This window comes from Bordetella sp., assembly GCF_057362025.1.
On sequence record NZ_JBMQQZ010000105.1, the window covers coordinates 66,912 to 78,336 of the forward strand.

Genomic DNA, 11,425 nt, shown 5'->3' on the forward strand with positions numbered 1-11,425 from the left:
GGCGCGGCCAACCGGCCACGCTTACTTCGAAATGGCCTTCACGATCTGATCGGTGTTGAATCGCATCAACTTTTCGTAGGTCGGCACGGGGCCCTTCGAGTCCGACAATGCCTCGGGATAGAGTTCGCCACCCGGCCGGGCCCCCGTCGCCTTGGCGATCTGCTCCACCAGTCGCGGATCGTTCGAGTTCTCGAAGAAATAGACGCGAACGTGCTCCTTGTTGATCTGCTCGATCAGTTTGGCGACGTCGGCGGCCGAGGCTTCGGTCTCGGTCGACAAGCCCTGCGGCGCGAGGAACTGCACCCCGTATGTCTTGCCGTAGTAGCCAAAGGCATCGTGGCTGGTCAACACTTTGCGGCGTTCGGCCGGCACGGCCGCCAGGTCCGCGCGGATAGCCGCGTCCAGCGCCCGCAAGCGTGCACGATACGCATCGGCGTTGCGCTGGAAGGCAGGCGCATCGTCCGGGTCGGCCTTGGCCAGGGCCCGCTCGATGTTGCCGACCCAGACCAGGACGTTGGGAATGCTGTTCCACACATGAGGATCGATGACGCGCTTGCCGTCCTCGTCGAAGGTATGCGTTTCGATTCCTTGCGATACGACCACCGGCGGCGCCTTGGCGCCGGCTGCCTTCGCCAACCGCTGGAACCAGGTTTCCAGGCCTTCGCCGCTGATAAAGGTGACGGCGGCCGCGCCTACCCTCCTGGCATCGGCGGGCGACGGCTCGAAGTCGTGCGGATCGCCGTTCGGCGGCACCAGGCTCCTGACGGCGACGTGGTCGCCCCCGACATGCTTCACCACGTCGGCCAACACCGTAAAACTGGCGACGACGTCAATAGTCTTTGCAGCCGCCCCGTTCATCGCCGCGAAGAAGATGACGGCGCTACCGACCGCCGTGCGCAATACGCGTTTTCCTATCATGCCGACATTCCTTTGCTCTGAATCAGCCCGCCAGGCGCGGACGCTTTAACCGTCGCGCCAGAATGCCCGACGGCGCTCCCAGCAGCGACAAGACGTAGATCCCGCTGATCACCAGGATGATCGTCGGGCCCGATGCGAGTTCGAGGTGATAGGACAGCAACAATCCCAGGAACCCCGAGAATGCGGCCACCGCGGCGGCGATCATGGCCATCGCGGTCAGCGTCCTGCCCCAGAGCTGCGCAACCGCCGCGGGCAGCATCATCATGCCGACCGCCATAAGCGTGCCCAGCGTCTGGAAGCCGGCCACCAGGTTGACGACCAGCAGGAACAGGAATAGCAGGTGGTAGAACGCCCCATGCCCCTTGACCGAGCGCAGGTAGCCAGGATCGAAGCATTCGGCGACCAGCGGCCGATAGACCAGGGCCAACGCGACCAGCGTGAAGGACGCGATACCCCCGACCATGAAGATGGCATCCCGGTCGATAGACAGGATGGTGCCGAACAACACGTGCAGCAGGTCGATGTTCGATCCGCGCAGCGATACGATCAGCACCCCCAGCGCCAGGGAAGCAAGGTAGAACGTGGCGAAACTGGCGTCCTCTTTGAGGGCAGTTCCGCGGCTGACCACGCCCGACAGCAAGGTGACGCTCAATCCCGCGATGACGCCGCCGATTCCCATCGCGAACAGGGACAACCCGCCGGAGACAAGAAACCCGATCGCGGCGCCCGGCAGCACGGCATGGCTCATGGCATCGCCCACCAGGCTCATCCGTCGCAGCATCAACACCACCCCGACGGGCCCCGCTCCCAGTCCCAGGGCAACCGAGGCCACCAAGGCGCGGCGCATGAATCCATATTCCGCGAAGGGAAGCACGACCGCCGAATACAGGCTCATGCCCTTGCCTCCCCGCACACGCCGGCATTCTCCTCGCAGGACTCCGGCAAGCCCAGGCCGCGCGCGCGCAGCAGGTTTTCCTGTGTCATGACATCCTCTGTTTTCCCCCAGGCGAGCGGGCGGCGGGAGATCAGCAGCGTTTCAGGAAAATACGAGCGCACCAGCTCGAAGTCGTGCAACACGGCGATAACGGTGCGGCCGTCGCCGTGCCAGCGCCGCACGATGTCCAACAGGTCGCGCGTCGTGGCGGCGTCGATGGCGGTAAAAGGCTCGTCCAGCAGGACGACCTTGGCATCCTGAAGCAGGAGCCGCGCAAACAGCACGCGCTGCATCTGCCCGCCCGACAGCGACCCGACCCGGCGGCGCTCGTAGCCATCCAGGCCCACGGCAGCCAGCGCATCTGCCGCCTCTTCGGCGATGGCCCGCGTCACGCCCCGGAAGGGTCCGATGCGCCGCCAGGCGCCCAGCAGCACGACGTCGGCCACCGTAAGCGGGAACTGCCTTTCGATCGTGCTCGCCTGCGGCAGGTACCCGAAGTCCTCTGTCCTGAGCGTGCCGCGATCGATAAGCCCGTCGATGTGGCATCCCTCTTTCATCAATGCCTTGAGCAGCGTCGACTTGCCGGCGCCGTTCGGTCCGACGACCGCGGTCAGGCTACCCGGCGAAAAGACCCCTGATAGATGGCGCACGGCAGGACGCCGGTCGTACGCCAGGGTGACGTCGGACAAGCGGATGGCGTGGCCCGTCATGGCAGCGCCACCGCCCAGGCAATCGCCAGCCACAAGCCGCAAAGAACGGTCGACACGCACAACAAGCGGTACACGGCCGGCCGAGCCAGAAAAGATCGCTGGTAGACCAGGTGGCGTTGCGCGGAATGCTCTGAGGGCTGCATGGCGATGGCAGCCCAGGAGGGACAGGGCTGCACGAAGAAGAGGAAAAGACGCTGATGGAAAAAGAGGTGGATGGAAGAGGCGGTCGTCCAGTAATGTTATAACATTACCAATCTGACGAGAAGCTGGAGCAGACCTGGCGCAAACGACCGGCACGCCCCTTCACCCTTCCCGCGCCGGCCAGACCCGCCGGCGAGCCGTGTCCGACCATCGCGTCAGGCACCCGCGCCACGTCAGGCCGCAAGGCAGCCGACGCCGAGCGCGACGGCGATTCATGATATAGTTTCGGCCGCACTTAGCCCGGAAAATCAAGGCGTTAGGACTGGCTTCCCAGCTAGCGCCAACGTGCCCGGCCCCCGCCGTTCCAGGCCCGGCCGCTCGTTGCTCCTAAACGCGAAGCAAGGGCGCCATAAAAGACCGGCAGCCGGGGGCTCGCCAGCCCGGGAAAAGCACGTCTCGCCGTAGTTAACGGCGAACGCTACAAGCCGGAAACCCGCATGGATACTAGCTTTTGCGGGTTTGCTGTAGTAGTTCTGTAGTAGTTCCCTCCGCATCGTCCCCTCTGTTTTTCTTCACGGTCAGCATGGCCAGCCTGGTTGCGCGCGCGATGGGCACCAGGCGATCCGACGGCCGCTGGCCACCAGGCCGCCGCCACCGGTACCACCGCATGCCGGCGTCCGCCGCATGTTCCCCCGGTCCCCGATCGGAGCCGGCATCCCACTGCCGGCCCCCCTGTGCTGGCGGGCTCGGCATACCCCTGCCGACACATCCACGCACCCAGCCGAGCGCATGGACGAACGACACGCAGAAACGCCTCGAAAACCGCCGAATCTGGCCGTCCGGAGATTTTTGAGGACGGGTCGGGAATAACCTAACCTTCCTAACCGGGATCAGAGGATCGGCCGGAAAGCCTCTATTCATGCGGGTTTCCGGCTTTTCGCAAAACCTAACCTTTTTCTAACCAATAGCTAACCAGGTTAGGTTTATGCACCCTGACCTCAAGATAAACAGAATTCCTTATAAGTCAATTACTTACAATTCGGTTAGGCTTTCGGTTAGGTCAGGTTAGGTTTTAACCCTAACTACATTATTATTTATTTTTCAATGACTTACGGTGGTTTTGGGGAGCCGGTTAGGGAGGTTAGGCTTTTCCCGACCCCTCCCGCGATCTGAGGACAATCGGCCCTTTGATTACGGGCAAACCCTCGTGCCCCTCACGGGTCCCGGTTGCAACCGGATTCCATGGCTCAAAACCTACATACGCCGAGTGCCAGCTGGCCCGAATAGGCTCAGATTTCCACTGCTACAACCCGTAATGTGTTGTTGCACGCATAGTACGATTGGGACTACTTCAATCGGAGGGTGAGACTATGTTCAGCAGGCTTGGGATCAGCGTCGGCAACTTATTGCTCGATCTTGAAAACTATCGCATCGTCAAACAGACCAGCCAGAAGGGCGCACGTGATGCCATCATCACCGAGCAAGGACGAAAGCTCGTCAAGCTGGCAGAGGACATTGTTGCGATAGGTCTCAATCCTTTCGACCTTCCAATGGTCATAGATGCCAATGACGGCAACGAGAACTACACCGTAATTGAGGGCAACCGTCGACTGACCGCAATCCAGTTAATGATGCAGCCGGAGCTTGCCAGAGACACCACTCTCTTCAGCGCCTTCAACCGACTGCACAACAAACACGGCGACGCCATCCCGAAGGTTCTCGAATGCGTAGTAGCACCCAGCAAAGCTGCGGCGCTAGTGTGGATAAATCGAAAGCATGCGAATGGACTCAACGGTGCTGGAACTGAGCACTGGACAGCCATGGCGAAGGCACGAGCAGATGTCGCGCAGGGGATTCCACGGCCGGACCTCGACATCATTGAATTCGTTCTCACGGACCCATCTCTGGATAGCGAGATACGAAGCGAGCTCGAAGGCGCCTCGTTCAACCTCACCACACTGCAACGGCTCGCCACGACGCGCGAATTGCAGCAAGCCACTGATCTATCGTTAGCCTCGGGCAAGCTGTCGTCGGGAGCCAATAAAGAGTGGGTGCGCGACGTGTTCACTGACGTAGTTAAAACTATCGCAACGGGCAAACACGGCGATGAGAAGTTCACCGAGAGATTGATTGACTCCGCAGAAAAACGCGGCATATTCATTGCCCAGATCCTCGCCAAACATCCAGCGAAGAAGAAAGCAACAAAGCCCTGGAAGATCGAGGGCGGGAAGCCGGTCGCGGCCACGAAGACCGCACGCCCCCCCGCCATCCGCACTACTCCTTCAACTGACGATCAAGTCAATTTAGTTCCGAAGAAGTTCCGCTTGGAACTACCTGCAGGGAAGATCAACGACATTTTTACAGAGCTGAAAAAACTCGATGTAACCACGTACCGCCACGCTGACTCCGTTCTATTCAGGGTGTTCATCGAACTATCCGTGGACACATATCTTCGCAGCCAGAAGGCTTCGCTCCATGCGTCGAAGAAAGACACACTATTCAATAAGCTAACGCTGGCACTCCAGCGGCTCGAAAGCAGCGGAACTATGACGGACAAGGAGCTCGCGAGCATCAAGACCGAACTTTCCGACAAGAATTCCCTCATCTCTCCAGTGACGCTGAACGCGTACGTACATAGTGAGTGGATGAATCCCGAGCCGCTACGCCTCAAGATTTCTTGGAGCAACATCCAACTAACGATGGAGCGAATGTGGGGGGCTGTTCGCCAGGCTGGCCAACCTTGAATTCTCCTATTACCATAGGGCCATTGCTTTAGCGAATCGGAACCCTGGCATGCACTTTAATACTCCACTTCGATACCCTGGTGGGAAGGGAAAATTAACGCCCTTCATCAAGCTGGCGTTTGAAGCGAATGACCTGCTGGACGGTCACTACGTCGAACCCTATGCTGGAGGGTCTGCGGTCGCGATCAATCTGCTTTTGCACGGGTACGCATCGCGTATTCATCTGAACGATCTCAATCGGTCAGTACATGCGTTCTGGCACTCGGTCTTGAATCGAACTGAAGACCTGTGCCGTTTGATACGAGACACGCCGGTCACGATGGAAGAATGGTTTCGTCAGAAATCGGTCCAGCAATTGCCAGCCACCGCAACGGACAAGCTCTCCCTCGGCTTTTCCACTTTCTTTCTCAATCGCACTAATCGATCCGGGATCATCCTCGCAGGTGTAATCGGCGGCAAAGCGCAGACGGGCCACTGGAAGCTAGATGCTCGATTCAACAGGGAAGACCTGATCCGACGTGTCGAACAGATCGCCATGTACAAGAAGAGAATCAGGCTCTACAACCTTGATGCTGCCGATCTCATCAAAACCGTGTTGCCTGAACTTCCGAAGAAGACGCTCGTCTATCTCGACCCGCCTTATTACGTCAAAGGCCAAGGACTGTACGAGAATCACTATACCCACGCCGATCATCAAGCTATTGCAAAACTGGTGAAACGCAGCCTAAAGCTGCCTTGGATCGTTTCATATGACCATGCCCCGGAGATCGTCGATATGTATCGGGGGTGCCCCACGATATCGTACGGAATCAATTATTCCGCGCAGGACCGATACAAAGGCGCCGAGGTCATGTTCTTTAGCAAAAACTTCTTGATCCCGGACGTAGCAAATCCCGCCGCCGCCAAAGTCGCCTAGCGTCTGCCAGCCATCAAGTTCATTGCTCCGAAGAGCTGGCCGCCAAGCCAATCGGCGGACAACCTCGCACCGCTGGGTCCAAGACCCCGTCGAACAAAATACGCCACCGTGCTGCGTCATTTTGCGTCGGACCTAGCGGACGCCATCGGCCCCGTCGCGCGGCGCCGCGATGGGCTGGCGCGCCGACGCACTATTGAGTCAAAACCGCGCTATTTAGCGAGCAGGCGTGGTGGGGGGATGACCGCGCGCCAGGGGGGTGAAATCGCCGTGATACTGTGTATCCATACAGTCTTTTGGAGGCCACCATGTCCTCTTTTGATCCGCCGCCTCGCCCCCCCCTCAGTGCGGCCCGTATCCGGGCGCTGTACGAGCGCAATCCGACGCTTGAGGCCCAGGCCCTCGCCTGGGAGATCTGGCGCCTACAGCGGCTTCTGGTGGCCGTGGTCGATGGCGCGCAGCGGGCCGTCCGCCACCCCCGGCGCCCTGAAGTCGTTCGAGGCGTAGCCGACGCCCTGGACTTGGTGCATGGCGAGCCCTGCCTCGCCGAAGCCACGCCTATCGAGCCGGGCGCCAGGCGCAACGGTCCACGCTCCCATCAGCCCCACGGTAAGGACGCAAAAAACCCCGCGCAAGGCGGGGTCCATGAGGGTGCGCGAGTGGTGTGCTATGCGGCGCTCTCGCCCGTCTCCACGACGTAAGGTTTGAACCGGAATGCGTCGACACCGAGCCATGCGTTGATCGTCGTGAACACGCCCTGCAGCGGCTCGATTTCATTGCGCGCGAAGACATGTGCGGCTGGCAGCACGGCGCCGAATCCGCCCGTATTGCCTGGCACGATGCCCATGAGCTGCGGCGGCACGCGGTGCGCAGCCAGGATGTCGTCGCGCGTCACGTTCTTGATGTTGAAGAAGTCGTCGCGGGCCGCAACCTCGCTGATTGGGATGACCTGCACGCCATCCTTTTTGCCGGCCGGCGCGTAGAGGAACAGGTTCCGGAAGTTCCCCGGCCCCTTGGCCGCGCGCATCGCTTCGCGCACCTTGTCGATATCCTCGGTGCTGCTGGCCGCGTCGGACATGTAGAGGATGAACCCGGCGTGGCTCCCGTTGTTGTAGTAGCGGCGCCGAAAGAGCGTGGCCGATTCGTTCAGCCACGCCGATTGCAGGGTGCTCAGGTATTCCGGCAAGCCATACACTTCCTGGTTAATGTCGGGCTCTTTCAGGTGGAACACCGATCCGCCTTCAAACTCGTGTTCATCGGCCACGCCCGGCACGAAATAGAACTGCCCATCCTCTTTGCCCACACGCGTGTATTTTGCCGGCGCGTTGCGCAGCGACAGCACCCGGCCAGTCATGCTGGTGCGCCGCTCGACGTAGGCGTTGCCAAAGGTCTGATAGTTCACCGCCAGTTCCTTGACCAGCATGGGCGTCACCAGCCGATGCGGTATCAGCGTGGACGCGAGCACGTTGGCCTTGAAATAGATCGCGGAGCTATGGTGCGTGCTCGCGCGAAAGGACTTCGCCAGGCCATGGAAGCTGATGGGTGGCTCATACCACCGGCCGTTATCCAAGCACTCGATGTAATCGAGGATGTCGCGCCGGTCCAGGACCGGAATCGGGTCGCCGAAGCTGAAAGCCTCGACGCCCGCAGCGTTGCCCGCGCCGGCCGGCGCCGAGGCCTGGAGGAGCGGCGCGCCGCGAACGTCAACAAGATGGGTCATTCGTATATCTCCACAAGGCTACGGTTTTCGGCCGTGGCGCCTTCCAAGGGTTCATAGTCCAGTGCGTGCATGCAGGCCCATGCCAGGTCCGCATGCCCGGTGTCCTGCGCGCGACCCGCGTCATACGTCACCTGGCGCCCGCTGGCCGTGAGCGTCTTGCGTATCGCCATGAAGGACTGCGCCAGGTCCGTCCAGCCGGCGTCCCATTCCAGGCGGCGATTGCGCATCACGTCGCCCGCCTTAAGCACCAGGCGTGTCTTGACCTCCGGCGAGTACGTGATCTGCCGCGCGGCCGGGAAAAATTGCTTCACGATTTGGTAGACGCCCTGCCCCATGCCGGTCGCGTCGATGGCAATGTCGATGACGTTGTATTGCTGGGTCAATTCCTTGATGCGCTCGGCCTGCTTTGCGAAGTCCATCCCGCGCCATTGGTGCCGGTCCAGCACCCGGAACTTGCCGCCGGGCGTGCGCGGCAGCGCGAGGACCACGCAGCCGGCCGAATCGCCCGATAGCGACGGGTCATAGCCGATGGCGACGGGGTAGTAGCCGTAGCGGCGCACCGCGAAATACTGCACGTCCACCCAATCCACCATGGCATCGACCATGCAGGGCTGCAGCATCGCCAGCGGGAACACGGACGCGGTGTCGTCGATGAACTTGCACATGAGCAGGTTCTCGAACTGGTCCGGGCTGTATTCGTAGTTGCGCAGCTCGTCGATGTCGAACAGGTTGCAGCCGCCCGCCTCCGCGTCCAGGATGGTGACGATCTGCCGCCATACCTTGTCCGCGCAGAGCAGGCCGCCTTTCAACATCGCATGCGACACGTCAATGTTCGCCTGCTCCCGCTTACCGCGGCGCTTGTTGAACTGGTCGCCCGACCAGAGCGGGTAGGCCTCGTGGGAAATGCTCGACGGCGTGGAGAAGTACGTCTTGCGCCACTGCTTATGCAGCGCCATGCCGCTGGCGACCTTGTTCAGCTCGCCGAACTTCGGCACCCAGAAGAATTCGTCGAAATAGAAATTGCCGTGATAGCTCTGCGCGGTGCGCGCGTTGGTGCCCAGGAAGTACAGGTGCGCCCCATTGGGCAAGACGATAGGATCGCCCTTCAGGTCCACATCCGCCGCGTCCCGACAGAACTGGATGATGTACTGCTTGAAAACGTGCGCCTGGGCCTTGGAGGCCGACAGGAATATCTGATTGCGCCCCGTCGTCATGGCGTCGATGAACGCCTCCCGCGCGAAATACCAGGTCGCGCCGATCTGCCGGGATTTCAGGATCATGCGCGTACGCTGATCGCCCGCCCGGTACCAGGCCTTCTGGTAGCCGAATAGCGAATCATTGAAAGCCGCGAGGAGCTTTGCCGCCTGCTCGTCGCTGATCGCGTTGCGTTCGGGCCGGCGCTTAGGGGCGGCGTTGCGCCGCTCCAGGTTCGGGTTCAGCTCCGCCTCGGTGCCGCCGCTATCGAAGCGACGAACACGGGCCGTGCGTTCGAGCTGCCGGCCCAGAAGGTCGATTTCCTTGAAGTCGCGTCCGTCCTTTTCCGTCTTGGCGATCAATACCGCCAAGCGGGTTTCGAGCGCGTTCTCGACCTTCTCCACGGGCGACGCCGCGTCCCATTTGTCGCGGGTCTTCCAGCTATGCACGGTCGTGCGCTTCTCGCCCAGGTGACGGGCAATAGACGACACGCGCCAACCCATCCAGTACAGGTTACGCGCGGCGCGTCGAGGATCGATATCGGGAGCCATTTCCAACATAGCCGTCAGCGTGCCCGACATTTCCGCGCGCGCGCGTGGCCTCGCCTTGTCATTGGCCCAGGAACAACCTCAAGCGATTGAGCGCGATGTTTGCCCGGTCCACCATGACCGCACCCTTACCGAACCCCCGACCATCCACCACCTACAGGCAAACATCATGAAATGGTTTACCGTCGCCAAGGAAGGCCAAACCACGGACGGCCGCAAGATTCTGCGTGCCTGGCTGGAGCAAATCGCCGAGACCTTCAACCGCCAGACGTACGGCGCGCGCGTCTGGCTTGAACACCTGCGTGGCACGCTGCCCGACAGCCCGTTCAAGGCCTACGGCGACGTGACGGCCGTGCGCACCCAGGAAGGTGACGACGGCAAACTGATATTGCAGGCGCAGATCGATCCGACGCCGGCACTCATCGCCATGAACAAGGATCGCCAGAAGATCTACACCTCCATCGAGGTCGATCCCAATTTCGCGGAAACTGGCAAGGCCTATCTCCTCGGCCTCGGCGTCACCGATACGCCCGCGAGCCTGGGCACCGACGCGCTGGCGTTCTGCGCCCAGCACCCGGAGGAAGTGCATCCTTTCAAGAGCCGCAAGCACAACCCGAACACGGTATTCACGTCGGCCATTCCGGTGGAATTCGATTTCTCCGACGATGAAGCGGACCGCGACGCCGGTCTGCTCGCCAAGATCACGGAAATGTTCAAGGCGATGACTGCGAAGAGCCAGCCGGAGAAACTCTCCGAACTCGCTCAGGCCTTCACCGCTTTCGGGGAGGCCTATGCCAAGACGCAGAAGGACCACGCCGACGCGCTCGAAGCGCTCGTGGCCAAGGTCAACGGCATGGGAGCGGGCTTTGTCACCGCCGAGCAATTCAAGGCCCTGACCGACAAGCTCGACCTCACCGACCGCACCCCCGGCACGCGCTCACCCGCCAAGGGCGGCGACGGCCTGGTGCGTACCGACTGCTGATTTCAGCGTCCCCACTCCCATACAGCGACCCGACACCCTTAGCACGGAGCCAACATGCGCAACACCACCCGCAAACTCTACAACGCCTACCTGTCGCAGGTCGCGGCGTTGAATGGCGTCGAGAACGCCACGCAGTCCTTTAGCGTCGAACCGTCCGTCCAACAGACGATGGAAACGAAGATCCAGGAAAGCTCCAGCTTCCTGCAGCGGATCAACATGCCACTCGTCCAGGACCAGAAGGGCGACAAGATCGGCCTGGGCGTATCGGGCCCGTCCGCGAGCCGCACCAACACGGATACCAAGGATCGCCAGACGCGCGACCTGACCGCCATGGATTCCAATGGCTACGAGTGCGTGCAGACCAACTTCGACACGCACATCAAGTATGCCCAGCTCGACCAATGGGCACGATTCCCGGATTTCCAGATCCGCGTGCGCAACAACGTCATTCAGCGCCAGGCGCTGGACCGGATCATGATCGGCTTTAACGGCGTGTCGGTGGCCTCCGACACCGATATCGCCACCAATCCGCTGCTGCAAGACGTGAACAAAGGCTGGTTGCAGAAGCTGCGCGAGCGCGCGGCCGAACGGGTCCTGAACGCGGGCGCAGGCGGCGGCACG

9 protein-coding genes are annotated in these 11,425 nt (G+C 61.2%); 4 read left to right on the forward strand and 5 right to left on the reverse strand.

All coding sequences use genetic code 11. The features are described from left to right. Positions 1–21 precede the first annotated feature (21 nt). The 3 genes from ACO1P8_RS24290 to ACO1P8_RS24300 are packed head-to-tail and all read right to left on the reverse strand — an operon-like array spanning position 22 to position 2,562. Positions 22–918 carry a metal ABC transporter solute-binding protein, Zn/Mn family gene (locus ACO1P8_RS24290; RefSeq protein WP_486298404.1) on the reverse strand — a complete coding sequence of 299 codons (897 nt, stop codon included), beginning with the start codon at positions 916–918 and terminating at the stop codon, positions 22–24. 22 nt (positions 919–940) lie between these two features. After that, complete coding sequence (locus ACO1P8_RS24295) at positions 941–1,813, reverse strand: metal ABC transporter permease (protein ID WP_094840732.1); 873 nt, start codon at positions 1,811–1,813, stop codon at positions 941–943. Then, entirely contained in the window at positions 1,810–2,562 is a 753-nt protein-coding gene (locus ACO1P8_RS24300) for a metal ABC transporter ATP-binding protein (RefSeq protein ID WP_486298405.1), read from the reverse strand. Before ACO1P8_RS24300 ends, ACO1P8_RS24295 begins: the two co-directional genes overlap by 4 nt. A gap of 1,511 nt (positions 2,563–4,073) precedes the next feature. On the opposite strand from ACO1P8_RS24300, the gene ACO1P8_RS24305 reads away from it, so the two are divergent. Together ACO1P8_RS24305 and ACO1P8_RS24310 are read left to right on the forward strand one after the other, a co-directional pair. Further along, on the forward strand, positions 4,074–5,447 hold the full coding sequence (locus ACO1P8_RS24305) for a hypothetical protein (RefSeq protein ID WP_486298406.1): 1,374 nt from the start codon (positions 4,074–4,076) through the stop codon (positions 5,445–5,447). 49 nt (positions 5,448–5,496) lie between these two features. Beyond that, positions 5,497–6,363, forward strand: a complete 867-nt coding sequence (locus ACO1P8_RS24310; protein ID WP_486298407.1) for a DNA adenine methylase — start codon at positions 5,497–5,499, stop codon at positions 6,361–6,363. 664 nt (positions 6,364–7,027) lie between these two features. On the opposite strand, the gene ACO1P8_RS24315 is transcribed toward ACO1P8_RS24310, so the two are convergent. Beyond that, positions 7,028–8,080: a phage portal protein gene (locus ACO1P8_RS24315; RefSeq protein WP_486298408.1), complete on the reverse strand. Its 1,053-nt coding sequence runs from the start codon at positions 8,078–8,080 to the stop codon at positions 7,028–7,030. Further along, positions 8,077–9,834, reverse strand: a complete 1,758-nt coding sequence (locus tag ACO1P8_RS24320; RefSeq protein ID WP_486298409.1) for a terminase ATPase subunit family protein — start codon at positions 9,832–9,834, stop codon at positions 8,077–8,079. Before ACO1P8_RS24320 ends, ACO1P8_RS24315 begins: the two co-directional genes overlap by 4 nt. A 157-nt stretch (positions 9,835–9,991) precedes the next feature. On the opposite strand from ACO1P8_RS24320, the gene ACO1P8_RS24325 reads away from it, so the two are divergent. Both ACO1P8_RS24325 and ACO1P8_RS24330 read left to right on the forward strand, forming a co-directional pair. After that, a complete protein-coding gene (locus tag ACO1P8_RS24325; protein WP_486298410.1) occupies positions 9,992–10,804 on the forward strand; it encodes a GPO family capsid scaffolding protein in 813 nt (270 codons plus the stop codon). 54 nt (positions 10,805–10,858) lie between these two features. Then, on the forward strand, positions 10,859–11,425 hold a 567-nt coding region (locus ACO1P8_RS24330; protein WP_486298411.1), incomplete at its 3' end, for a P2 family phage major capsid protein.